This window comes from Marivirga atlantica, assembly GCF_016734805.1.
Classification (GTDB): domain Bacteria; phylum Bacteroidota; class Bacteroidia; order Cytophagales; family Cyclobacteriaceae; genus Marivirga; species Marivirga atlantica.
The window spans coordinates 300,073-324,996 of record NZ_JAERQG010000003.1 but is presented as its reverse complement, the minus strand read 5'-3'; the positions used below and the strand labels follow the sequence as shown (position 1 = coordinate 324,996).

26 protein-coding genes and 1 tRNA gene are annotated in these 24,924 nt (G+C 36.5%); 14 read left to right on the top strand and 13 right to left on the bottom strand.

All coding sequences use genetic code 11. The features are described 5' to 3' along the window. The 3 genes from JKP34_RS13165 (at position 1) to abc-f (ending at position 4,740) form a co-directional block, all read left to right on the top strand. Entirely contained in the window at positions 1-774 is a 774-nt protein-coding gene (locus JKP34_RS13165; RefSeq protein ID WP_201922272.1) for an enoyl-CoA hydratase/isomerase family protein, read from the top strand. 7 nt (positions 775-781) lie between these two features. Further along, complete coding sequence (locus JKP34_RS13160; RefSeq protein WP_201922269.1) at positions 782-2,683, top strand: RecQ family ATP-dependent DNA helicase; 1,902 nt, start codon at positions 782-784, stop codon at positions 2,681-2,683. A 176-nt stretch (positions 2,684-2,859) separates the two neighbouring features. Continuing rightward, positions 2,860-4,740 carry a ribosomal protection-like ABC-F family protein gene (abc-f, locus tag JKP34_RS13155; RefSeq protein ID WP_201922266.1) on the top strand — a complete coding sequence of 627 codons (1,881 nt, stop codon included), beginning with the start codon at positions 2,860-2,862 and terminating at the stop codon, positions 4,738-4,740. A gap of 2 nt (positions 4,741-4,742) precedes the next feature. Here abc-f and JKP34_RS13150 read toward each other — a convergent pair whose 3' ends face one another. Then, the gene (locus JKP34_RS13150; RefSeq protein ID WP_201922263.1) at positions 4,743-5,168 is read right to left on the bottom strand and encodes a DUF4174 domain-containing protein; all 426 of its coding nucleotides are present in this window, start codon (positions 5,166-5,168) and stop codon (positions 4,743-4,745) included. A gap of 107 nt (positions 5,169-5,275) precedes the next feature. Here JKP34_RS13150 and JKP34_RS13145 point away from each other — a divergent pair. Together JKP34_RS13145 and JKP34_RS13140 are read left to right on the top strand one after the other, a co-directional pair. After that, a tRNA-Leu gene (locus JKP34_RS13145) sits at positions 5,276-5,359 on the top strand. A gap of 81 nt (positions 5,360-5,440) precedes the next feature. Then, entirely contained in the window at positions 5,441-6,013 is a 573-nt protein-coding gene (locus JKP34_RS13140) for a hypothetical protein (RefSeq protein WP_201922260.1), read from the top strand. A gap of 18 nt (positions 6,014-6,031) precedes the next feature. On the opposite strand, the gene JKP34_RS13135 is transcribed toward JKP34_RS13140, so the two are convergent. Together JKP34_RS13135 and JKP34_RS13130 are read right to left on the bottom strand one after the other, a co-directional pair. Next, positions 6,032-7,957 (bottom strand): tetratricopeptide repeat-containing sensor histidine kinase, encoded by a 1,926-nt coding sequence (locus JKP34_RS13135; protein ID WP_201922258.1) that lies wholly within the window; start codon positions 7,955-7,957, stop codon positions 6,032-6,034. Next, entirely contained in the window at positions 7,947-8,354 is a 408-nt protein-coding gene (locus JKP34_RS13130) for a hypothetical protein (RefSeq protein ID WP_201922256.1), read from the bottom strand. Before JKP34_RS13130 ends, JKP34_RS13135 begins: the two co-directional genes overlap by 11 nt. Before the next feature lie 272 nt (positions 8,355-8,626). Between JKP34_RS13130 and JKP34_RS13125 the strand changes: the two genes are divergently transcribed. The 6 genes from JKP34_RS13125 (at position 8,627) to JKP34_RS13100 (ending at position 12,638) form a co-directional block, all read left to right on the top strand. Beyond that, complete coding sequence (locus tag JKP34_RS13125; protein WP_201922255.1) at positions 8,627-9,202, top strand: YeeE/YedE family protein; 576 nt, start codon at positions 8,627-8,629, stop codon at positions 9,200-9,202. Between the two features lie 16 nt (positions 9,203-9,218). Next, positions 9,219-9,632, top strand: coding sequence for a DUF6691 family protein (locus JKP34_RS13120; protein WP_201922253.1), 414 nt, complete (start codon positions 9,219-9,221; stop codon positions 9,630-9,632). A 74-nt stretch (positions 9,633-9,706) separates the two neighbouring features. Then, a complete protein-coding gene (locus JKP34_RS13115; protein ID WP_201922251.1) occupies positions 9,707-11,047 on the top strand; it encodes an MBL fold metallo-hydrolase in 1,341 nt (446 codons plus the stop codon). Between the two features lie 72 nt (positions 11,048-11,119). Next, on the top strand, positions 11,120-11,782 hold the full coding sequence (locus JKP34_RS13110; RefSeq protein ID WP_236665000.1) for a peroxiredoxin: 663 nt from the start codon (positions 11,120-11,122) through the stop codon (positions 11,780-11,782). A 68-nt stretch (positions 11,783-11,850) separates the two neighbouring features. Beyond that, positions 11,851-12,453 (top strand): class I SAM-dependent methyltransferase, encoded by a 603-nt coding sequence (locus JKP34_RS13105; RefSeq protein ID WP_201922249.1) that lies wholly within the window; start codon positions 11,851-11,853, stop codon positions 12,451-12,453. Between the two features lie 14 nt (positions 12,454-12,467). Further along, positions 12,468-12,638: a hypothetical protein gene (locus JKP34_RS13100; RefSeq protein ID WP_201922248.1), complete on the top strand. Its 171-nt coding sequence runs from the start codon at positions 12,468-12,470 to the stop codon at positions 12,636-12,638. 16 nt (positions 12,639-12,654) lie between these two features. Here JKP34_RS13100 and JKP34_RS13095 read toward each other — a convergent pair whose 3' ends face one another. Together JKP34_RS13095 and JKP34_RS13090 are read right to left on the bottom strand one after the other, a co-directional pair. Continuing rightward, entirely contained in the window at positions 12,655-13,764 is a 1,110-nt protein-coding gene (locus JKP34_RS13095) for a hypothetical protein (RefSeq protein WP_201922246.1), read from the bottom strand. After that, the gene (locus JKP34_RS13090) at positions 13,765-14,868 is read right to left on the bottom strand and encodes an SPFH domain-containing protein (protein WP_201922243.1); all 1,104 of its coding nucleotides are present in this window, start codon (positions 14,866-14,868) and stop codon (positions 13,765-13,767) included. Between the two features lie 208 nt (positions 14,869-15,076). Here JKP34_RS13090 and JKP34_RS13085 point away from each other — a divergent pair, with 208 nt between their 5' ends. Both JKP34_RS13085 and JKP34_RS13080 read left to right on the top strand, forming a co-directional pair. Next, a complete protein-coding gene (locus JKP34_RS13085) occupies positions 15,077-16,066 on the top strand; it encodes a substrate-binding domain-containing protein (protein ID WP_201922240.1) in 990 nt (329 codons plus the stop codon). 46 nt (positions 16,067-16,112) lie between these two features. Further along, on the top strand, positions 16,113-17,786 hold the full coding sequence (locus tag JKP34_RS13080) for an amidase family protein (protein ID WP_201922237.1): 1,674 nt from the start codon (positions 16,113-16,115) through the stop codon (positions 17,784-17,786). Between the two features lie 2 nt (positions 17,787-17,788). Here JKP34_RS13080 and JKP34_RS13075 read toward each other — a convergent pair whose 3' ends face one another. Then, the gene (locus JKP34_RS13075) at positions 17,789-18,130 is read right to left on the bottom strand and encodes a TonB-dependent receptor plug domain-containing protein (protein ID WP_201922234.1); all 342 of its coding nucleotides are present in this window, start codon (positions 18,128-18,130) and stop codon (positions 17,789-17,791) included. Between the two features lie 114 nt (positions 18,131-18,244). On the opposite strand from JKP34_RS13075, the gene JKP34_RS13070 reads away from it, so the two are divergent. Continuing rightward, positions 18,245-18,457 (top strand): hypothetical protein, encoded by a 213-nt coding sequence (locus JKP34_RS13070; RefSeq protein ID WP_201922231.1) that lies wholly within the window; start codon positions 18,245-18,247, stop codon positions 18,455-18,457. Positions 18,458-18,533: 76 nt separating this feature from the next. Here JKP34_RS13070 and JKP34_RS13065 read toward each other — a convergent pair whose 3' ends face one another. The 7 genes from JKP34_RS13065 to sufB all read right to left on the bottom strand — a co-directional run bounded on the left by JKP34_RS13065 (position 18,534) and on the right by sufB (position 24,741). Then, positions 18,534-18,950: a BrxA/BrxB family bacilliredoxin gene (locus tag JKP34_RS13065; RefSeq protein ID WP_201922228.1), complete on the bottom strand. Its 417-nt coding sequence runs from the start codon at positions 18,948-18,950 to the stop codon at positions 18,534-18,536. Between the two features lie 102 nt (positions 18,951-19,052). Continuing rightward, positions 19,053-19,391, bottom strand: coding sequence for an SUF system Fe-S cluster assembly protein (locus JKP34_RS13060; protein WP_201922225.1), 339 nt, complete (start codon positions 19,389-19,391; stop codon positions 19,053-19,055). A gap of 9 nt (positions 19,392-19,400) precedes the next feature. Then, positions 19,401-19,844 (bottom strand): SufE family protein, encoded by a 444-nt coding sequence (locus tag JKP34_RS13055; protein WP_201922222.1) that lies wholly within the window; start codon positions 19,842-19,844, stop codon positions 19,401-19,403. Between the two features lie 14 nt (positions 19,845-19,858). Then, positions 19,859-21,094 (bottom strand): aminotransferase class V-fold PLP-dependent enzyme, encoded by a 1,236-nt coding sequence (locus JKP34_RS13050; RefSeq protein ID WP_201922220.1) that lies wholly within the window; start codon positions 21,092-21,094, stop codon positions 19,859-19,861. A 67-nt stretch (positions 21,095-21,161) separates the two neighbouring features. Then, the gene (sufD, locus tag JKP34_RS13045; protein ID WP_201922217.1) at positions 21,162-22,481 is read right to left on the bottom strand and encodes a Fe-S cluster assembly protein SufD; all 1,320 of its coding nucleotides are present in this window, start codon (positions 22,479-22,481) and stop codon (positions 21,162-21,164) included. Between the two features lie 17 nt (positions 22,482-22,498). Continuing rightward, on the bottom strand, positions 22,499-23,257 hold the full coding sequence (gene sufC, locus JKP34_RS13040; protein WP_201922214.1) for a Fe-S cluster assembly ATPase SufC: 759 nt from the start codon (positions 23,255-23,257) through the stop codon (positions 22,499-22,501). A 38-nt stretch (positions 23,258-23,295) separates the two neighbouring features. Beyond that, positions 23,296-24,741, bottom strand: a complete 1,446-nt coding sequence (gene sufB, locus JKP34_RS13035; protein WP_201922210.1) for a Fe-S cluster assembly protein SufB — start codon at positions 24,739-24,741, stop codon at positions 23,296-23,298. Positions 24,742-24,924: the final 183 nt, after the last annotated feature.

The following is a 24,924-nucleotide window of genomic DNA, read 5'->3' as shown; positions in this document are numbered from 1 at the left end:
ATGAACTTTACCAAAGTTAAAGTAGAAAACAGAATTGGTTATATAATTTTAAACCGGCCGGATAAGCGTAATGCACTTAATTATGACTTTGTTGCAGAGCTTAAAGAAGCTTTTACTCAACTAGAGGCCAATGACGAGGCAAAGGTAATAGTGTTACAAGCTGAAGGTAAAGCCTTCTGCGCTGGTGCCGATTTAGGTTACATTCAGCAACTTCAGAAAAATACATATGAAGAAAACCTTGAAGATTCTATGCATTTGAAAGAATTGTTTAGAATGATTTATACCTACCCAAAAGTGGTAATTGCACAAATTCAAGGTCATGCCTTAGCAGGTGGCTGTGGCTTGGCTACAGTTTGCGATTTCTCTTATACTGTACCCGAAGCTAAATTTGGCTATACAGAAGTGAAGATAGGTTTTATTCCTGCCATCGTGAAAGTGTTTTTATTGCGTAAAGTGGGAGAGGGGAAAGCAAAAGAATTGCTACTGTCAGGCCGATTGTACAATGCTGAGCAGGCAAAGGATTTCGGATTGGTTAACGAAGTGGTAGATGCTGATAAGTTGGAACAGCATGTTTATGATTTTGCTCAGGAATTGATTCAAAATAATTCCGGTCAGTCAATGCAGTTTACTAAACAAATGATTGCCGAGGTGCAGTCAAAAGGTTTAGACGAAGGCTTGCAGTATGCGGCTGAACAAAATGCAATGGCTCGTAATTCTGAAGATTGTAAAAAAGGTATTGCAGCATTTCTCAATAAAGAAACTCCTAGTTGGTAACAATTAAATGACTAATCCGCAGGCATTAGCTGTACTTGAAAAATATTGGGGTTATCATGCCTTTCGTTCTTTACAGGAAGATATAATTGATTCTGTATTAGCGGGAAATGATACATTAGCCCTGTTACCTACCGGTGGCGGGAAATCTATATGCTTTCAGGTACCCGCATTAATGATGGATGGCTTATGTCTGGTCATTTCTCCCTTAATAGCTTTAATGCGCGATCAAGTAGATCAACTCAAAAAAAGAGGTATACCAGCCGCTGCTATTTATTCGGGAATGACCAAAAGGGAAATTGATATATTACTTGATAATGCTGCGCATGGAGCTTACAAATTTCTTTACTTATCACCTGAAAGATTAAAGACCGAGCTTTTCCAGGAAAGAGTTAAGAAGATGGACCTTTCTCTCCTGGCCATCGATGAAGCACACTGCATCAGCCAATGGGGATATGATTTCCGTCCGCCTTATTTGGAAATAGCTGAATTCCGTGAAAACTATCCTGAGGTTATTTGTATAGCGCTTACTGCAACAGCTACAGAAGAGGTTAGGCTTGATATCCAGGAAAAGCTCAATTTTGAGGATGGGAAGGTATATCAAAAGAGTTTTGCCAGAGATAATCTATCCTATTCTGTTCGGAATGTAGAAAATAAAGAAGATAAGCTTCTGGAGATTCTCAATAAGATACCGGGTAGTTCTGTTGTTTACGCACAAAACAGAAGAACTACTCAGGATTTAGCCCTGATGCTCCAGCGCAAAGGATTGAGTGCTGATTTCTACCATGCGGGTCTCAGTCAGGAAGAAAGAAATACTAAACAATCAGCTTGGATAGAAAATAAGACAAGGATAGTAGTAGCTACCAATGCCTTCGGTATGGGGATAGATAAACCTGATGTAAGAACGGTAATCCATTGGGAAGTGCCTGATAACCTTGAAGCCTATTATCAGGAAGCTGGCAGAGCAGGACGTGATGAAAACAAAGCTTTTGCAGTGGCGCTTTACCATTCGAGCGATTTTACTGACATGAACAAGCGCCTTGAAATGGCCCACCCTGAAGCTGACTACTTAAAGCGACTTTATCAGTCACTGGCGAATTATTTTAAAATTGCCATAGGATCTGGTGAGTTTATGAGCTATGATTTTGATATAAAAGCTTTTAGCCAACATTTCCAGTTAGAAGTATATGAAGTCTTTCAAGGAGTAAAGATTTTGGAGCAGGAAGGTTTTATTCAGCTCAATGAACAATTCTACAGGCCATCAGGCTTGCATATTAAGATTGATTTTAAGGCTTTATACAGTTTTGAAATTGCTAACGAGAAGTTTGAAAAGCTGATTAAGGCGGTATTGAGACTATATGGCGGTGAGCTTTATCAACAAGTAGTGTTTATAAATGAGCATGAGATAGGTAAATTTGCTGATTTGAATGCAAAGCAGGTTCAAACACAGTTAGCTTACTTAGCAAAAGAAGGTATTGTAGATTACACGCCTAAAACTGATACACCACAAATTACTTTTCTGCACGAGCGTTATGATGCCAGTAAATTACCACTCAACATTAAGCGATTAAATGAGAGGAAGGCGCTTAAAAAGAAAAAACTTGAAACCGTTCAAAAGTATCTTACAAATGATAAGCTATGTAGAACTCTAAGCCTGCTAGCTTACTTTGGTGAAGATAAGGATGAAGTATGCGGTGTCTGTGATATTTGCTTAGCGAATAAGGGCAAAAACAATTCTGCATCTTTGGAAGAGCTTATTATTAAAGAACTTGAAAAGGAAGTTCTTACATATAAAGCACTCAGTGATCGTATCTTAAAATTCTCGAAGGAAGAAGTTATTTCAAAGTTGCGAGAAATGGACGAGCAAGGTACAATAGCTTTTGATGGTGATTTGGTTGGCCTTTTAGAATAATTTCAGGCTATTGATCAATTGGCTTATTATTTCCTGATTTTTAAGACTAATTTCGCAGCATGAAATGTCTTAGGTGAAATGCAATAGAATGTAGTTTAATAAGCTCATTCTATTCCAGGGCAAAAAAGGCCTGATAAAAGACATTCCATGTGGCCGCTGTAAATAAATTAAATCACATGAATTACCTTTCCGTAGAAAACCTAAGTAAAAATTTTGGCGATAAAACCTTATTCGAAAATATATCTTTCGGCCTTGCTCAAGGCGATAAAACTGCCTTAGTGGGTATTAACGGATCAGGGAAATCTACTTTGCTTAAAATATTGATGGGAGAGGAGTCACCCAATGGTGGTAATTTCAGTTTCAGAAACGATATTGTAGTAGGCTTTCTTCCTCAGAATCCACAATTTCCTAAAGGGATTAATGCCACACAGGCTATTTTCAATAGTGAGCATGAGGCACTTCAGATTATAAAAGAGTATGAACATTTAGTAAATAATCCTGATCAAGACGAGAAGCAACAAGCACGATTTGCCCATTTATTAGAAAGAATGGAATCATTGCAGCTTTGGGATTATGAAAGCCAGATTCAGCAAATACTTGGGCAATTAGGTATTTCTGATTTTGATCAGGCGGTATCAGACATGAGTGGAGGCCAGAAGAAGAGAGTAGCCCTCGCTGCACAGTTAATTATTAATCCTGACTTCTTGATATTAGATGAGCCAACTAACCACTTAGATATTGAAGTGATAGAGTGGTTAGAAAAGTATTTATCTACCCAGAACATTACCTTATTAATGGTGACACATGATCGTTATTTTCTTGATAGAGTTTGTAACGGAATTCTGGAAATAGATAATAACAGTATTTATAAATATGAAGGTAACTACTCTGAATTTTTAGTTAAGAAAGAAGAGCGAGAGTCCAACGAGCAGCTTGAGGTGGATAAGGCTAGAAGCCTGATGAAAAAGGAGCAGGAATGGGTAAGACGCATGCCGAAAGCACGTGGTACCAAGGCCAAATATCGAATGGATGCTTTTGATGATCTGAAAGCAAAAGCTTCAAAGAATCTCAAAAAAGACCAGGTAGAGTTGGAAGTGTCTCAGAAAAGAATGGGGGGTAAAATTCTTGAACTGGATAAGATAAAAAAGCAGTTTGGCGATAATTTACTTTTTGAAAATTTCAGCTATATTTTTAAAAAGGGTGACAGGATAGGTATTGTTGGTCAAAATGGCGTTGGCAAAAGTACATTTCTTAATATTTTGACTGGTAACATTGATGCAGATGCAGGCGAAATCGATTTAGGTAAAAACACTGAATTTGGCTATTACAAACAGCAAGAGATTCAGTTCGATGAGTCTAAAAAAGTGATTGATGTTGTATCAGCCATTGCTGATCATTTTAAACTACCTGATGGATCAGATATAACGGCTTCTCAATTTCTAAATAGATTTCTCTTTCCACCAAAGCAACAACATGATTTTGTTTATAAATTAAGTGGAGGGGAAAAGAGAAGGCTGCAACTGCTATTAGTTCTTATAAAAAATCCTAATTTTCTCATTTTAGATGAGCCTACTAATGACCTCGATTTGCAAACCTTGTCTATTCTGGAAGATTTCCTTGAGCGTTTCCAGGGCTGCCTGATCATTGTTTCTCACGATAGGTATTTTATGGATAGCTTGACTGAACAACTATTTCTTTTTGAAGGAGATCATCAGGTGAAGATATTCAATGGTAACTATTCTGAATATAGGTTAGAAAAGAAACAGAAAGAACAGGATAATCGGAAACAGCCTAAAAAGGAAGTGGTAAAAACTGAGGCAATCAAAGAAAAGTCAAATGACGGAAAAAAGCTTAGCTACAAGGAAAAGTTAGAGCTTGAAACCTTAGATAAAGAAATGCCTGAGCTAAGTAAGCAGAAAAAGGAATTAGAAGAGTTGATGGCCAAAGGAGAAGGTAGTGCAGAAGATTTTGCCAATTGGGGCAAAAGCCTAAACGAACTATCTGACAAGTTGGATGAAATGGAAATGCGCTGGTTGGAGCTCAGTGAACTTCAGTAAGCTTAATCTTTCCTCATTTCTCTTTTCCGCATAGGCATCGCATCTATTGTGGCAAAGAGTTTTTCATTAGTAAGTAGCGTATTTTGCTGAAGCTTAATACCTCCGTCTTTTCCAATAAGGCTGACATTAAAAGTATCTTTCTCTGAGATGTTAAGAAAATTTCTGACATCTATCGCATCAATAGAAGCAGCTGAATTGTCAATATAGTTGAGCGTTTTATCAGTTAAAACAAATACAATTAAATCTCTTTCCTCATAATCGGTTTTACCATCAGCATAGTATTGCTTTTGGGAAGTCAATGAATTGGAGGATTCATTTGAGTAAATAACCAAGATTCTGTTTTTCCATTGAAAAGCATCAAAGGGTGAATTATCCATAGTTAGTGCTAATTGTATGATTACCAGTGGGATGATGAGATGAAATTTCATGCAATAATACAGACTATTGCAGAAATTGTTTGTGCTCCTTTTTATTTAAGTAAATGGCTTGCTAAATCAGACTATATTTTTCTATATTTGCCACCCGATTACCACATGCCTTGGTGGCGGAATTGGTAGACGCGTTGGTCTCAAACACCAATGAGGTAACACTCGTGCCGGTTCGACTCCGGCCCAAGGTACTAAAGCCTGATTATCTGTTGATGGTCGGGCTTTTTAATTTTAATACATATCTAATGAAAAAGTATTTATCACTCTTAATATTGTCTTTTTTAGCAATTGCTTGTAAGGAAGATGCAGTATTGGAAGCTAATAGAGACCACATAGATTTCATAAATCAAAATTCTCTTTATTCATTCAATTTATCATCTCGTAACTGGAATGTTTATAAAAGCTTTCATGGACTTGATACTTCAAATATAGATATTGAAACTACTTTTGACTTTAATCAAGATGGTAATTTTAACCTTAGTCAATGGATGGGAGATTGTAACTATTTAGCTGAAGATGGTAGATATGTTATTTACAAGCCTATAATTGATTATAGTGTTAGCTATAGAAAAATAGATTCTATAGGTGCTATACAGTCCGATGATTCCAATAAGTTACATGCTTTTCGTATTTATATAAAGAATGCTTATAGTAAGTCAATCGTTAATAATGAAAACCCTTTTGGTGATATTCCTTTCTTGACAGCATGTGATCAGGAAGTTGATATTACCAAAGGCCATGAAATTGTAGAGTTTGATGGTGTTGATTTAAGTTATAATTTAGCATCAACAGAACGAGAACAGTTAGAAGAATTTCATTATCACTTTGTAGAATTAACTAAATAGTTTTTAACGCCAAAATTGTTAAACCACTGGTAAATAAACAGTAATCTTGGTTCCTACTTCCTCAGTACTCTCAATTGACATGCTGCCTTTGTTCATTTCTGTGAACTCTTTTACAAGTTGTAAACCAAGTCCAACTCCTTTTTCACCTTTCGTGCCAGAGCTTCTTTTAAAATTATCTTTAGCTAATAGCTCATCAATTTTTTCTTGCGCCATACCCACTCCACTATCAGTTACCTGAATGCCTACTTTGTCATCGTGTAAAATGGCGGATATGGTAATCTGTCCGCCTTGGTCGGTAAATTTTATCGCGTTACTTGTTAAGTTTCTAAGAATGGTTTTTAAGCTATTTACATCAGCCCAAACTAATATTTTATCCCCCACAGTAGAAGAGAGGTTGATATCTTTATTAAGGGCCATATTTGAAAATAAATGCAATAACTCATTTACTAATTCTGCCACATTAATTTCTTCTGGATTATAAGGAATAGCTCCTTGTTGCGTTACAGACCAGTCTAAAAGGTTAGTAAGAAGTGTTGATAAATTTTCTACAGAATCATTGAATAGTTTATGAATATGTCTCAGGTCAGCTACGTTTTGCTGCTCAATGGAAGCCTGCATAATAGTACTCAATCCTTTAAAAGAGTTCACTGGACCTAACAGATCATGAGAGATGATTGATAAAAACTTCTCTTTGGTTTCGTTCATCATTTCCAGTTGATCTCTCTGGGCTTCAATTTCTTCTTTTCGTTCAGTAATAACCATATTGAGTGCTTGCTTTCTTTTATAATTTCTATAATAAAGGAACACTAAAAACACCAATAGCATCATCACAACAATCATAGCAGCGAATATTATATTTTGCCTTTGTCTTTTACTTTGAAGTAAATCGACTTCTGCTTGCTTTTGTGCAACCTGATATTCTGTCCTCAAGTCCGCCATATTTCGAATGGTTTCTTCATTTCTTATGCTATCCAAATAGATAACAAATTGTTTATGGTAATTATAGGCTTTCTCGTATGCTTTTGTTTCAGCATATAACTTAGAAAGCTTTAAACTGGCATCTCTTATCTGTTCTTTTAAATCATTTTCTTCGGCAATTTCTAAGCTGTGATGAGCATAATCCAATGCTTTCGAAATATCACCTTTTATAAAAGATAGGTCTGCTAACTTTAATTCATAAGTAACTATCGGATATGAGTGACCTATTTCATTAAGGATTTGAATAGCTTTTTGTAAATTTTCAGTAGATTTTAAATTATTTCCTTGTTTAGCATATAACAAGCCAATATTTCCTAAATTGTAAGCCAGGCCCTTTCGGTAGTTTAGACTGTCAAAAATTTTGCCTGCCTCTTCAAAACGTAATAATGCACTATCGTAGACGCCATCCATTTTGTATAGTTGAGCGGAATTGTTTAATGTAATGGCTAACGTCTTTTTGTCTCCTACCTTTCTTGATAGCGCAATACTCTTATTAAAGAAGTCGAGCGCTCTACCATATTCTTCGTGCACTTTATATAAACTACCGATTGCACTGTAAACTATCGCTTCTTTCTTTGTATCTTTCAATTTTTGGGCATGTAAAGCCGCATCTAAGTAGTTGTCGAGTGCTTTGTCTAAATCGCCTATTTTTTTATAAATATGGCCAAACCATACGTTGCTTTTATAGTACCAGTATAGGTTATTATTTTTTTTGGCTAGCTGAACCAAAATAAAACAATTCTTTAACCTGACTTTCGGGTTCAGACTTTGGTCATTAACTAATTCTTCTAAAACTTCAAATTTTAATGAGTCGCTGATTTTTTTTTGTAATAGAATTGCTTCAAGGCTGTCAATTCTATTCTTGTTGTCCTGGCCAACTAACAAAAGTGGAAATAAAAGAAGAAAGCCCATTGTTACATAGACTTTCAACATATCTAATCTCATTTTCTTATTATTAATTGCCATCTGGATCCACTTCTAAATCAGGATCGTTAGGCTCAGGCTCAGGGTCGTTAGATTCCGGATCATGAAGATAAGTTTCATTACCAATAGTGTAACCTACAGTATAAACCTCTTTGCCTGTTGCTGTTTCGCTAATTACCCCTGACCAGTCAGATTTAGGGTCCTTTGGATTTTCAGGTGCTGGTAATGAACTAAATAAATTTTTGTTTTCTGTCATACTTTTTTCTGTTATACTAGTTATTGAATCTATGCCTCCATTAGGTGCTATTTTCCATATAACTGTGTCTCCAGGTTTCACTTTGGTACTGATAGTATTATCTCCAGAATGCCCTTCACTATCCGAAAAATGAAGCCCTTTGCCATCGGCTTGTTTGCTTACGTAAATGGTTACTGTAGCCATGTAAATTGTTAGTTTAATTGTTTAAAATCTTTACAAGTTACAAGTTTTCCAAATTCACGGAAATCAAATTTCACTTTTTACATATACTTTTGTATTTAATACCTGTAATTTTAGTCGGTATCAGTTCACTCCATCCAATACGTCTTAGCAAGCGCTTTCGCCATCCAGTCTTAAAGAGTTGTTTTATTGGTGTAGCTACATGTAACATGTGTTACGAACTAAACATGACTTTCATCATACTTTTGCACCTCACTTAGAAAAAACTAAAAATAATGAGCAGTTTAATTGAATGGATAAGTCAACCTTGGCCCTGGTACGTTGCCGGACCTATTATAGCCTTAGTGATGTTCTTCTTACTTTATTTTGGTAATACTTTCGGAATATCGTCTAATCTAAGAACAGTATGTTCAATTATTGGGGGAGGAAAGAATTGTGAGTTTTTCGATTTTAACTGGAAGAATCAAATATGGAACCTGGTTTTTGCCTTAGGTTTGGTGATTGGGGGTTCTGTTGCACATGAATACCTATCAAGTTCATCAGAGGTTAATATTTCGGCAGAAACAGTTGCAGAACTAAAAGCATATGGAATTGAAAACCCCGGTAACCATTTAGTCCCTAAATCATTATTCACTTGGGAAAGCCTTTTCAGTATTAAGGGTTTTGTAATGTTAGTACTGGGAGGTTTTTTAATTGGCTTTGGAACTCGCTATGCAGGAGGATGTACTTCTGGTCACGCCATAAGTGGTTTAAGTGATTTACAACTTCCTTCTTTAATAGCTGTGGTAGGTTTCTTCATCGGGGGCTTAGCAGTAACTTATCTCATTTTACCTTATTTACTAACACTTTAAAATCAACAGATAGCACATGAAATTCTTAAAATACTTATTTGTAGGTCTCATTTTTGGCATAACATTGGCAAAAGCAGAAGTAATTTCCTGGTTTAGAATATATGAAATGTTTAGGTTTCAATCATTCCATATGTATGGTGTGATTGGTTCAGCAATACTTATTGGAATAATCCTTATTCAGTTTATCAAAAGGAATAACGTTAAATCACTTGATGGTGAGCCAATTAATATTAAGCCTAAGCAGTTTAGTATACCGCGCTACTTGATTGGCGGTATAATTTTCGGCTTAGGTTGGGCTATGACAGGTGCCTGCCCCGGTCCAATGTTTATTCTGTTAGGTAATGGTATTGGTGTAATTTCTGTAGTCATACTATCTGCCGTGCTAGGTACATATGTTTATGGTTTGGTGAGGAACAAGCTACCACATTAATCAGCTTAAGTAACATCTGTTACAAACAGCAGCTTACTAAATCAGTTCTCTGAATAATGTAAATAGATCAAATTATGGAGATTAGACAATTTTATGATGAAGCGTTGGCACATGCTTCATACGCTATATTATCTGAAGGAAAGATCGCTTTGGTTGATCCGCGCAGAAACCCTAAACAGTATTTAGATTTTGCTGATGAGAAAGGAGCAGAAATCGTTTCTGTTTTTGAAACTCATCCACATGCTGATTTTGTAAGTAGCCATAAGGAATGGATAGAAAAGTATAACTTGGATGTTTATATTAATTCGCAAGCAGGTGTTTCTTATCAGCATAAAGGGATCGACCATAATGAAGAAGTGGCATTAGGCAAAGTGAGGATAAAAGCCTTATACACTCCTGGTCATTCACCAGATCACAACGCTTATCTATTGATAGATGAGAATGGTATTGATGAAGTCGTTTTTACTGGTGATTCACTTTTCGTAGGTGATGTAGGAAGACCAGACTTAAGGGAAGGAGCAGGGAACATAAAAGCCACTAGAAAGGATTTGGCGGAAATGATGTTTGATACAATTAATACTGTTTATAAAGAATTATCGGATGAAGTAATTGTTAATCCAGCTCACGGACCAGGATCACTTTGTGGTAAAAATATGAGTCCTGACAGAACTTCTACTATTGGTAAGGAAAAGGAAAATAATTGGGCGTTTCAAATCAACGATAAAGCAAAATTTGTCGATAGCTTTTTAGATGGACAGCCGTTTATCCCTCATTATTTCCCTTATGATGTAGAGCTTAATAGAAAAGGGGCTAATGCATTTGATGATGCAGTCAGCGCTGTAGAAGTGCTTTCTAAAGGAGCAGTAATACCAACAGATGCTCTCATTATTGATGTTAGACCTGAAAATAATTTTAAAAGAGGACATCAAGAAAAGGCTTTTAACATTCAGTTAGGTGGTGAAAGCTCTAAGTTTGAAACATGGCTTGGGTCTACAATTAAGCCTGATGAAAAATTCTATTTGGTAGCATCTAACGAACAGGAAATGAGAAGAGCCATCGAGCGCTCCGCTAAAATTGGTTATGAGACCAATATTATAGGAGCTACATATCATTTGCCAAATGAGCTTCAAAAAGATGAGGAAGTAGTCGTAGATGACGTAAAAAATAATCCTGAAACATATAACATTATAGACGTACGTAACGCTTCTGAATATGCCACTGGTGCCTTTTTCCCAAATTCTAAAAACATACCATTGCCGGAATTAAGAAAAAGACTTGACGAAGTGAAAGATGATAAACCGATATTAGTGCATTGCGCAGGTGGTTATCGTTCGGCTGTTGGCTCAAGCATTATTGAATCAAAAACCAATCAAAAGGTATATGATTTAAGCGATGCAGTGGAGGAGTTTAAATAACAGAAGGTAACAATTGTTACGTCAATCATGAGTCTGAAGTCGTTAATTAAAGTATAAAAAACTATAATTACAATGGAAAATATACAAGAAAAACAGACTTATTCAATGCCGAGAATAGGCGATAAGGCTCCTGATTTTACAGCCAAAACAACCAAAGGTGACATCAAGCTTTCAAATTATGCTGAAGGTAAATGGATAGTGATGTTCTCACATCCGGCAGACTTTACTCCTGTTTGTACAACTGAGATGAGCGGTTTTGCACAAAGAAAATCAGAATTTGATGCTTTAAATACAGAATTGATAGGTTTAAGTATTGATAGTATTCACGCACATTTGGGCTGGGTAAACAATGTGAAGAAAAATACAGGAGTGTATTTTGACTTTCCTATCATTGCAGATTTAGATATGAAGGTTTCAAAACTGTATGGAATGCTTCAACCAAATGAAAGTGAAACAGCCGCAGTTAGAGCTGTTTTCTTTATTGATCCTGAAAAGAAGATTAGGTTAATTATGTACTACCCGTTAAACGTAGGTAGGAATATGGATGAAATTTTAAGGGCACTAGAAGCACTTCAAACTTCTGATAAATATAAAGTCGCTATGCCCTTAGATTGGAAAAAAGGTGATAAAGTAATTATACCTCCACCAAAAACTTTGGCAGAAATGGAAGCAAGGGAAGCAGATGATTCAATCGAAAAAATAGACTTCTATCTGGCTAAGAAGAACTTAAATTAGATAGTTAAGTTGATTACGTGATGGCAGACAAAATTTTGTCTGCCTTTTTAATTTTATTTGTTCAGTGTATGAAAAAAGATTTTTGGAACGAACGATATAGCATAGAGGAATTCATTTATGGTACAAAACCTAATGAATTTCTTGCAGAACAATTACGTGAACTCAAACCTGGTAAAGCTTTATTTGTGGCCGAAGGTGAAGGAAGAAATGCCATTTATGCTGCAACTAAAGGATGGCAGGTTGAAGCTTTTGACTATTCTGAGGAAGGAAAAAAGAAAGCCGAGTATCTGGCTCAAAATCACCAAGTAAATATTGATTATAAGGTTACAACTTATGACGATTTTGAGCCTAAAAATGCTCCTTTTGATGCTATTGTTTTAATATTTAATCATACAGATAGTTTAACCAGAAAGGCCTTTAATGCAAAGCTAAAAGATTGGCTAAAGCCAGGTGGATTTATCATCATGGAGCAGTTCTCTAAAAATCAAATTGGTTTAGACTCAGGTGGTCCTAAAAGCGAAGATTTTCTTTTAGACTTAGCATCTGCAAAAGAAGAGTTTTCTGATTTCATAATTGATTACCTAAGTGAAGAACAAACAGTTTTGGATGAAGGAAAATACCATAGCGGTAAGGCTTATGTTCTTAGAATGTTAGCACACAAAGAATCATAGATAATTTTTTAAATATGGAAAACACAGGAATCCCAAAAGAACGTTATAAAGAAATAGAAAACATGATTGCCAGTGCGGAAAGCGTAGTAGGCATTGATGCGAAGAAAACGCATATTATTATCATCCATAAATTGATGGAAATAGAAGAGCGACTCAATGCTTTAGAAGCAAAGGTCGCTCAATAATATATTAGGCAGCGGTTTAACTTTTTGCGAAAAAATAAAACGCTGCTATTATTCCTAGTACTATTAGTATAGCTAAGGTAATTTTTATCCAGCTGTAAGGCCTTTCTCCCTGAACTTCCCCCGTTCTGGCATTTACCATAAACCTGTATAGTTTACCTTTAAAATTATAAGCACTTACATAGGCTGGCAGCAATAGATGTTTAAATTTAATATCATCATATTGTGTCTTTTTAGTAAGTATGCGTTGTTCATCACCTCCAATATCTTGCCTTATCAAAGTGTCAATGCGCGATTGCATGATGTTACAGGCTCGGTCAAAACCGGCCTTTAGGTTAACCTGATATTTCTCAGTAATGAATCCACTTAAATATTGGGGAGTAAATGGCTCCAAGTTCTTCAAGTCCCAGGGCTCTAGGGCTTCTACTTGTTTTCTAGGTAGTGAATTACTTGCAGGAACTAATACATCATCAAAAAAGTGATTTATACTGCCTGCGGTAAAACTCCATCTGGTTTTCCTTACCTGTCTGGTTTTCCGAACAGTTTTACCATTTTCTGTGGTGGTATAACTTTCAGTCACATAATAGTAAGTACCTCTTTGACCGGTATAGTTGGTATGTGTGGCAGAATCGTAAGTCCAATAAGGGATGTATAAACCTTTAAAGTGATCGAACGAAAGAACAGCTTTCTTCAAGTCATTGGGAGCAAACCATAACTTTTTTATCCACTTTCTAAATTGTGCGATGGCCTCATCCTTCTTTAGTTTGAAGGGGAGCAAGCTCTTTGGCTTTAATACACTCTCTTCATGAGCATCTTCCACTACCAATGACGAGTCGCAATAGGGGCAATTAGCCGATGTTACATGAGGCTCCAGGCTAGATTCGGCAGCACAAACATGACACTTGACCAGATTGATGGTCATTTCATCTGCTGTGGCGGTTTCCTTGTTTAGAAAAGCTTCATAATCCAACTCTTCTATGTCATCATCAACAGCAGGGATATCATTTTTTGCACCGCAATATTCGCAAGTAAGCGAGGTAGTACCAGGTTCATACTTTAGGTCTGCACCACAATCAGTACAGCCAAAAGTAATTACGTTATTTGCAGCTGCTTCTTTTTGCTCGTCCATTTATTGAGGAGGTAAGGGTGGAGGCACACTACCAAAAAACTGGCTTAATTCACTTACTTGGCCCGCAGCAGTCCATTGTGCCATACCTTGTTTCCAAACAAGTGTGTCTTTATTAACCTGATTGCTGTTGATCATTTGCTGTAAAGTATTCAAGTCATATGGGCCAGATTGTTGACCGTTTATAGCGACATGAAAGCTAGTCTGATTTGGTAACGGAGGAGGCCCACCAGCTGACTGATTATTTTGTTGGTTTCCCTGAAAAGCATTACCCATTTGGTTAGCCATGGCAAATCCCATTCCCATACCCATGCCGGCACCAGCAGTACCGCTTTCATTTTCGGCAGCCTTTTCCATCGCTTTGGCAGCCTTGATCTTAGCAAATTTATCTAAGTCAACCCTGTCCAAACGACTAAGCTCAAATATTTCTGTCTTGATTTCATCAGGCATACTGATATTTTCAATCAGAAAATTGGTGAGGTCAATACCATATGCGTTAAAATCCTCTTGCATGATGCCTTTAATGAGCTGAGCTATTTCATTTGTATTAGCAGCATATTTTTCTACAGGCAAATCAGCTTCTCCTATGGCATCAGTAAATCTTGTTACAATTAAACTTCTAAGCTGATTGGCTATCTCCTCTGTTGTAAAATGACCATCCGTTCCAACTATCTCTTTTATGAACAGTGCAGGATCCTTTACTTTAATCACATATGTTCCGAAAGCCCTGATTTCTAGCATCCCAAAACGATTATCGGAAAGTGTAATCGGATTCTTGGTACCCCACTTTTGGTCTGTAAAATTTCGCATGTTAACGAAATATACTTCGGCCTTAAAAGGACTATCGAAACCGTATTTCCAACCTTTTAAAGTGGAAAGTATAGGTAAGTTCTGGGTGTTTAAGCTGTACATGCCAGGCATAAATACATCGGCCAGTTTTCCTTCGTTTATAAAAACTGCTGCCTGCCCCTCTCTTACAGTCAGTTTCGCATTGTTTTTAATTTCATTGTCATGTCTTTCAAAACGATAGACTAATGTATTGCTGGAGTTATCCGTCCATTCAATAATATCAATGAATTCACTCCTTAAGCTGCTAAAGAAACCCATAATGATCCTGTTTTTAAAATCACAATGAAAGTAACATAAATAAGAAATAAATGAAAAAACTAAAGGCTTATATATTTTAATGTGAGGCTTCTTTATAGAATACTTTTGCAACCGATTGCTTTTTACACGCTCAATTAAATGACTTTCTCATGAAAAAATGCTATCTTTTATAGAACCAGAAAGAAGTTTCACCAAAAAAGATAAAACCATGAAAAAGTTATTGCTGATAGTTTTAATTGGCTGTGCTAGTGTAGGGTACAGTCAGAAAATAGGTCTGTTAATGGATAGTTATGTGGTAGAAAGGTGGTTGAATGACAGAAATTACATATGCGAAGAGATCACCAAATTAGGTGGAGAGTGTTTGGTAAAGGTGGCTGAAGGAGTAGCTGAGACTCAACTGAAACAAGCCAAAGAGCTCATCAAAGCGGGAGCAAAAGTATTAATAGTTGTTCCAGTAGATATAAAAGAGGCTGTAAAAGTAGTTGATTATGCTACGGAAAAAGGTGTAAAAGTGATAGCTTATGATCGTATTATTCCAACAGATAAGTTAGCGGCATATTTATCTTTCGATAATGAGAAGGTTGGAATGTTGCAGGCTGAATATGCCATAAAAAATGCACCAAAAGGCAATTATGTACTCATGAACGGACCAAAAAGCGATTACAATGCTATTTTATTTAGAAAAGGTCAATTGCAAGTGTTGAAACCATATGAGGAAAAAGGTGACATAAAGATTCTTGAAGACATTGTTTTGGAAGAGTGGGGAGAGCTTAATGCCTTCCTTGAAATGCAAGAACAATCTCTTACTTTAACTAATGAGATCAATGCTGTTGTAGCAGCTAATGATGCGCTGGCAAGCGGAGTAATTTCAGCTTTAGGAGATGAAAGTGTGGTTAAGCCAATGTATATAACAGGTCAGGATGCGGAAATTCGAGCGGTGAGAAACCTTAAGAAAGACTTGCAAGACATGACGGTTTACAAACCCATAAAGGATTTAGCCAAGCTAGCTGCAAAGTCCGCTATGAAATTGGCAAATAATGAGTCAATTAATGAGTTAAAATATACTACTGTTGCTGGTGTGAAGGTTAAAGCAATTCTATTAGAACCCAAGGTGGTAACTAAAGATAATTACATGGAAACAGTAGTGGCTGATGGACACGTAACTGTAGATGAACTTGTAGGTTTAGAAAAAGAATAAAACATAATTTACTTCTATATTGTATTTGATATTCAATATAGGAGCTATGAAATTTACATCTAGTACTACTAAAGGAATTGCCAGATTAATTATTCTGTTGGTTTTAATAATCGTTTCCTCTTGTTGTGAGAAGGAAAATACTAAAATACCAACCTGGGTTCCTTATGATCAAGCTGCATTAATAGCAGAGAATGCTGATCATCCTTCTGAAAGGGTGCAATATAAACTGATTCAGTCTCGCTTTTCAGATAAAAATGAGCTGTGGGCGCAGATAGAACCGCAATTATCAGATTTCAATGTGAAAGACTACGATGCATTAAAGCCTTTTATATTGGAGAGAAGTATTACTGATATTCAAAAGGCAGTAGCTGATAAGAGGCTTACCTACAAGCAACTGACACAGTGGTACCTCTATAGAATCGTATTATTTGAAAATGATAGCGCTACGGCACTGAATAATATTATTTCCGTTAACCCGAAGGCCGTAGAGCAAGCAGAACAACTAGACCAGCATATAAAGGACAAATCGCATCCAATTTACGGAATGCCGATTCTGTTGAAAGATAATATCAATACCGAAGTATTACCTACTACAGCAGGAGCAGTAGTATTTGCAGATAATATTACCGGAGATGCTTTTATCGCAGACAGAATTCAAGAAAAAGGAGGCATTATTTTGGGTAAAGCTAACTTAAGTGAATGGGCAAACTTTCTTTGTACAGTTTGTCCAAATGGCTACAGTGCAGTTGGTGGCCAAACGCTAAATCCTTATGGACCAAGAAAGTTTGATACGGGTGGTTCAAGCTCTGGCAGTGGCTCTGCAGTTGCTGCTAATTATGCAGTTGCAGCTGTAGGAACTGAAACATCAGGTTCTATCTTGTCACCATCTAGTTCCAATTCCATTGTGGGTTTGAAACCTACCGTAGGCTTATTAAGCAGGGGAGGAATTGTGCCTATTTCGAGTACCTTAGATACGCCTGGCCCTATGACAAAAACTGTTGCCGATAATGCCATTTTGTTATCGGCTATGGTAGGGAATGATCCTTTGGATGAAATTACCATGGCTTCGGATGCAAGTATTGATTATACTGCAATTCTTAATGAAAAGAGCCTTACAGGCTTAAGGTTCGGGGCTATCAAAAACTTTATGGAAGATAGCTTATATCAGTTGGCGTTGGAAGATTTGGAAAATCTGGGTGCTGAAATTATAGAGATAGAACCGAAACCTTATCAGTTGGAAGGTTTTCTTACTTTACTCAATGCAGATATGAAAGCTGATCTACCCGCTTACATTAAAAATTATGGTAATCCGAATCTTACCGTTGCAAATATTCAGGAAATAATGGCCTATAACTTAAATGACACTATAGTAAGAATTCCGTATGGTCAGGGTAGATTTGAAGGTGTTGCTGAAGATTCAACCAAATTGGATAGTTTGGAAATACTCAAGCAAAGACTAATGACAGAAGGAAAGAAATATTTCTCAGAGCCAATGGAGAAAAATAAACTTGATGGCATACTTTCGATCAACAACTGGAGCGCAGGTTATGCTGCCGTTGCTCATTATCCTTGCCTAACTGTACCTATGGGGTATGATGAAGGGCAGCCCAAAGGCTTAACATTCGTTGCCAAACCTTTTGAGGAGGCGAAATTATTAAAGTGGGGCAATATTTATGAAGAGGCCTCCCATAAACGTAAAGTGCCAGAAAATTATCAGTAAGCTTACTTTTTATTGATAATGATTACACCATCTTTTGCTCTGCTACCGTAAAATGCGGTAGCTTTTACGCCCTTTAATACGGTAATTGATTTAATTTCATTCGGCTGAATTTCTTTAAGCTTTTCTTCTGAAACTGATAGACCATCGATTATATAAATAGGTCCATTTGCTGGAATACTAGCGTAACATCGTAAACCTTTAAAATCTTCGTCATTAAGGCTGACATTATAGGTTTTTTCAATTTCTTCGGCTTGTTCTATTTCTTGTGCTACATCTGCTAAGTCATCGTTACATGATGTTAAAGAAAGAAAAGTAAGTAGAGCGATAGTAGATAGGAGACGCATATGTATAAACCTTGTTAAGATTAATTAATCTTATAGTTAATTTATACAAAAGCTTTTATATAAACAATTACGGACATAAATGAGTTTATAAGTTATATTTCAAACACTAAAACTATGGATTTGACTAAAAAAGCAAAAGACGAATTAGAACATAGAGTAACTCAGCTTGAAGATTTTATTGCAAGTAAAGGAATTGGATCTTCATATCTCAATAGAGCCAAGAAAGTTCAAAGAAATGTTAATGTGGCTCTGGTAGTAGGTGGTGTGATAACGTTGACAGGTTTAGCAATATGGGCATTTAGCTCTCACGAAGATGATGAAGATTAAATAAATTAATGAAAATATATAAATAAGAAAGGCTGCTCATTGAGCAGCCTTTCTTATTCATGCGATTTGTTAACAATTAACAATACTCTTCAAAAACCTGAATCAGGTGGTTACCAATCATTTCTGCATTTCTACCTTCAATATGGTGTCTTTCTACAAAGTGTACCAACTCACCGTCTTTAAATAAAGCAATAGAAGGTGATGATGGTGGATAAGGAGCTGTCATCTCTCTCATTTTAGCTACTGCTTCCTGGTCAACACCAGCAAATACAGTTGTTAAATGATCAGGCTTTTTCTCACTTGATTGAACAGCCCATTTAACGCCTGGTCTTGCAGCACCTGCTGCACAACCACATACAGAGTTAATTACCACTAAAGATGTTCCTTTGTGGTCTTTCAAATGCTCTATTACGGCATCAGCAGTTTTTAACTCTTCAAAACCAACTTCTGTTAAATCTGCACGCATTGGTGCTACTAATTCTTCTGGATACATATTTATCTAATTATCAATTATCAGTTAATCTATCTTATATTCTATTCTCTAAAGCTAAATTCCTCAATACTAAGTACTCTATACTCAATACCGGCAAATCTATTACATAAAGCCAAGCTCTAACTTAGCAGCCTCACTCATCATTTCCTGAGTGTAAGGAGGGTCAAATGTTAATTCAACTCTAACATCATTAACCCCTTGTATCGCTTTCACTTTAGCTTCCACCTCACCCGGAATTTCTTCGGCTGAAGGACAAGACGGAGAAGTAAGTGTCATTAAAACGTACACATTATTTAATGGATACACGTTAATCTCATATATAAGACCTAACTCGTAAATATCCACCGGTATTTCCGGATCGTAAACTGTTTTAATGGCATCTAAAACTTTATCGCGCAAGTTAGGGATGCTCCCTTTAGTTTCTTGTTGTGTATCTGACATAGCCTTGTTTTACGCTTCGTTTTCAATTTTTGTTTTATAAGCAATGGCAAACATTTTTATTTGTTTGATCATTGCTAAAAATCCATTGGAACGCTGAGTTCCTATGAATCTATTCATTCCTATTTTATGGATGAAATATAAGTCCGCATCCATTATATCTTCAATCTTTTGCCCACCTAATATGCTTACCAAAAGGCTTACCAAGCCTTTGGTTATAGCTGTATTACTATCGGCTTGAAAGTAAAGTTTGCCTTCTTGTTCATCAGCAACTAGCCATACTTTTGATTGGCAGCCTTTTACAATGTTATCTTCTGTTTTTAAGGTTTCAGGCATTTCAGGTAATTTCTCACCTAGTTCCATTAAATAGCCAATCATCATTTCCATATCTCCATCAAGCATGGAGAATTTTTCTATGATGTCATCCTGAATTTGATTTATACTTTGATCGCTCATTACTTTATTTTTTATTAGCCGAATTTGCTCACTATATCTTTCAAGCCTTCAGCTAATTGAGTGATTTCTTCTTTTGTGTTGTAAACAGAGAAGGACGCCCTGATTGTTCCTTCAATACCAAAATGATCCATCAAAGGTTGCGTACAATGATGGCCAGTTCTTACAGCAATACCTTTGGCATCAAGCATCATTCCTACATCATACGGATGAACGGTTTCGAGTGTGAAAGAAACAACACTTACTTTTTCTTCTGCCGTTCCATAAAACTTAATGCCCGGAACTTCAGCCATAACCTGATGAGCATGCTTAGTTAATTCCTGCTCATAGACCATAATGTTATCTTTTCCTAAAGCACTGATGTAGTCAGCTGCCTCCTTCAAAGCTACAATATCCGCTATGTTAGGTGTGCCGGCTTCAAATTTATAAGGGATGTCATTATAGGTTGTTTCCTCAAAACTTACATTTTTGATCATTTCCCCACCTCCCTGATAAGGAGTCATTGCTTCCAGTAAGGCTCTTTTACCGTATAAAATACCTGTCCCTGTAGGACCATACATTTTGTGGCCTGAAGTCGCAAAGAAGTCGCAGTCTAAATCCTGAACATCTACATTACAGTGAGAAGCTGCCTGAGCACCATCTACCATCATTACTGCATCCGCTTTATGGGCCAAAGCAGCAATTTCTTTAACAGGATTAATTGTTCCTAAAGAGTTGGAAGCATATACAACAGATACCAACTTAGTTTTGTCAGTAATAAGATCTTCAACATCTGCCAATGAAATACTTCCATCTTCTTTGACTGGAATTACTTTTAACTGAGCCCCGGTTGCTTCACACAATAATTGCCAAGGCACTATATTGGAATGGTGCTCCATCCCTGATATTAGAATTTCATCACCTGATTTGAAAAACTTTCTACCATAAGCATGTGCTACCAAATTAATACTATCAGTAGTGCCTTTAGTGAAAATAATTTCCTCAACTTCATTAGCATTAACAAATTGCTGGAAGGTTTTACGGGTTTCTTCAAAAGCAGTAGTGGCCTTTTCGGCAAGCGTATGAAGACCTCTATGTATGTTGGCATTATAGCCTTCATAATAAGTTTTTATGGCCTCAATAACTGCCTTAGGCTTTTGCGTGGTAGCAGCGTTATCAAAATAAACCAGCTGTTTGCCGTTAACCTTTTGATCAAGAACAGGGAAGTCTGCTCTTATTTTATTGATATCGAAAGTGGTTTCGGTTACCTGCATTGCTAGATTTTTAGAAATGAGAATGTGAACGATAAGTACAGGGCTTTGAGTTGAAGCCCTGCCTTAATTATATACGTTCTTCAATATTTTTTTCAATAAGCTCACGGAGTGCATCTACCTTCACAGTAGTAATTACATCTGCGGCAAAGGCCTTAAGTAGCATTGACTTCGCAGTTTTTTCATCTATGCCTCTGGCTTTCAAATAGAATAGCTGATCAGCATCTAGCTGCCCTACAGTACAGCCGTGAGAACATTTAACGTCATCAGCCCAAATTTCTAATTGTGGCTTGGTATCCACTTCAGCAGTATCTGCTAATAAGATGTTTCCGTTCGATTGGAAAGCATTAGTTTTCTGCGCAGCCTGCCTAACAAAGATTTTACCATTGAAAACACCTTTAGATTTACCATCTAATACTCCTTTGTAAAGCTCATTACTTTCACAATCTGGAGCAATATGATCTACTACTGAATGGTTATCAACATGTGATTTACCATCAAGTAAATACATGCCATACATATTAGTTTCAGAATGAGGTTTATGAATCGCAATGTTTAGGTTATTCCTTAGCATCATGCCTCTCAAGCTAAAACTGCCGGCATTAAATACTGATTTACCTCTTTGTTCAACCATTGTAGCACCAACATGAATGGCCTTATCCGATTCATTCTGGTATTTGTAATAATTGAAAATGGCATCTTGCTCAAGTGTAATCTCAGTTACAGCATTGGTGAAGCTTGCATGCTCACCTAGTGTAATAAAGTTTTCTATAACAGTGGCTTGACTATTTTCGCCAGCAATGATCATGTTTCTTGGTTGAGAAATCATGTCATTCTTCTGAGATGTGCTAAAGAAATAACATGCAAGAGGTTGCTCGATAATTGCACTCTTTTCTACTTTAATAAAGGCTCCACCATTGGTGAAGGCAGTATTCAGTGAAAAGAAGTTATCTGCACCAGCCATATCAGCTTTATTGAAGTATGAGGCAAAATCCGACTCATACTTGGTTTGTGCATCATTTATGTTCTCAATGATAAGACCACCAGGTAAATCTTTGAGGTCGGATAATGATGTGTTCAATTCACCATTAACAAACACCAAATTTATAGCTTTCAGCTTACTGATAAAATGCTTTTGTACATCCTCTTTTGTCAATTCAATGTCAGATGTCTCAACAGAAGAAATGTGAGAAGCAAAAGCCTTCGCTATATTGGTGTATTTATATTCTTCATCCTTCGGAGCGGGAAAACCTGATTGTTTATATGTATCAAATGCTTCCTTTCTCGTTTTGTGCAGAGGAAGTGATTTCTCACCATTCAATTGTTGCTCGAATGACTCAAACTGCTCAATAAAGAATTGATCTATTTGTTCTTTCGTTAGTTTACTCATAAAATTATAGCAAATGTTTATGAAGCAACGCCTGCCTCTTCTTTAATCCAATCGTAACCTTTAGCTTCTAATTCTTTAGCTAATTCTTTACCACCAGTTTTTACTATCTTACCTTCAAATAGTACGTGAACGTAATCAGGTACAATGTAATCTAATAATCTTTGGTAGTGGGTTACTACTATGGTAGCATTATCAGGAGTTTTAAGTTTGTTAACTCCGTTAGAAACGATTCTCAAAGCGTCAATGTCAAGTCCTGAATCTGTTTCATCAAGAATAGATAATTCAGGCTCAAGCATAGCCATTTGGAAAATCTCATTTCTTTTCTTTTCACCACCTGAAAAACCTTCGTTAAGAGATCTGCTTAAAAGTGATTGATCAATTTCAACCAATTTCATTTTTTCTTTCATTAATGTTAAGAAAGAAACCGCATCTAAAGGCTCCAGACCTCTATGCTCTCTAATTTTGTTAAGAGCAGTTTTCATGAAGTTGGTTGTGGTTACACCAGGTATTTCAATAGGATATTGAAATGCCAGAAAAACACCTTCTTTAGCTCTTTCATCAGCACCTAAATCTAAAAGGTCTTTTCCTTTGAAAGTGATTTCACCTTTATCTACTTCATAATCTTCTCTACCAGCCAATACGGAAGCTAATGTACTTTTACCTGAACCATTTGGTCCCATAATAGCATGAACTTCACCTGGCTTAACCTCAAGGTTAATACCTTTTAATATCTCTTTGCCTTCAATTGAAGCGTGTAAATTCTTTATTGATAACATTACTTATCTTCTGAAATTTAATATTATTTACTTATTGATTATCCTACAGATCCTTCCAAAGTTAATGCGAGAAGCTTTTGAGCTTCTACTGCAAACTCCATAGGAAGCTTGTTTAAAACTTCTTTACAATAGCCGTTTACAATTAATGCCACAGCACTTTCTTCATCAATACCTCTCTGCGTACAGTAGAAAATCTGATCTTCGCCAATTTTTGATGTTGTAGCCTCATGTTCCACCTGAGATGATTTGTTTTTCACCTCAATGTAAGGGAAGGTATGAGCACCACATTGGTCTCCCATTAATAGCGAATCACACTGTGAGAAGTTTCTTGAATTCTCAGCTCTTGGATGAATTTCTACCAAACCTCTGTACGAGTTCTGACTTTTTCCCCCAGATACACCCTTAGATACGATTCTACTCTTGGTGTTTTTACCTAAGTGGATCATTTTGGTACCCGTATCAGCTTGCTGATAATTGTTAGTTACAGCCACAGAATAAAACTCACCTTGTGAATGGTCACCTTTTAAGATACAGCTAGGATATTTCCAGGTAACTGCAGAACCGGTTTCCACCTGTGTCCATGATATTTTCGCATAATCACCCGCACAAATACCTCTTTTAGTTACAAAGTTGTAAATACCACCTTTTCCATTTTTATCACCAGGGAACCAGTTCTGTACGGTTGAATATTTCACTTCTGCGCTTTTAGCTGCATATATTTCAACTACAGCAGCGTGAAGCTGATTTTCATCTCTCTGCGGAGCTGTACAACCTTCAAGGTAGCTAACATAAGAATCTTCCTCAGCTACTATAAGCGTTCTCTCGAATTGGCCAGTGTTAGCTGCATTAATTCTAAAATAAGTTGAAAGCTCAACCGGACATCTTACTCCTTTTGGAATATAACAGAATGATCCATCAGAGAATACTGCGGAATTTAAAGCTGCATAGAAGTTATCATTACTTGGCACTACTGAGCCAATATATTTCTTAACTAATTCCGGATGTTCTTTAACAGCTTCGCTGAAAGAGCAGAATATAATTCCTTGCTCAGCTAATTGCTTTTTGAATGTTGTACCCACTGAAACAGAATCCATTACAGCATCAACAGCTACCCCTGTTAATCTTTTTTGCTCGGTCAAGGAAATACCTAAACGCTCAAATGTTTTGAGTAATTCAGGATCAACATCATCCAAGCTCTCAATTTTCTTTTTCTGCTTTGGGGCAGAATAATATATGATGTCTTCAAACTTAGGCTTAGGATAATGAATATTAGCCCATTCCGGCTCTACCATTTTCCTCCAATTTCTGTAAGCCTTTAATCGCCATTCAAGAAGCCATTCTGGCTCTTCTTTTTTAGCGGAAATAAATCGTACAATATCTTCATTTAAACCTGGAGGAGCTGAATCTGCTTCGATATCCACATTCCATCCATGTTCATATTCTTTTGAGGCAAATTCTTCTAAAATTTGATCGTCTTTGCTCATATATGAATTATTTAGACTAATTTTAATTTAACTACAAAGCTAACATAAAAAGATGCCTTATGTTAACCTTTAAGCATTTTTTTTAACAATTGAACTATCGATGAAATCTATTAACTCAATTACTTTTATCAATAGTTTTAGTGCTTTAAACTGATGGTTTCTTTAATGGTTTTAAAAAATCAA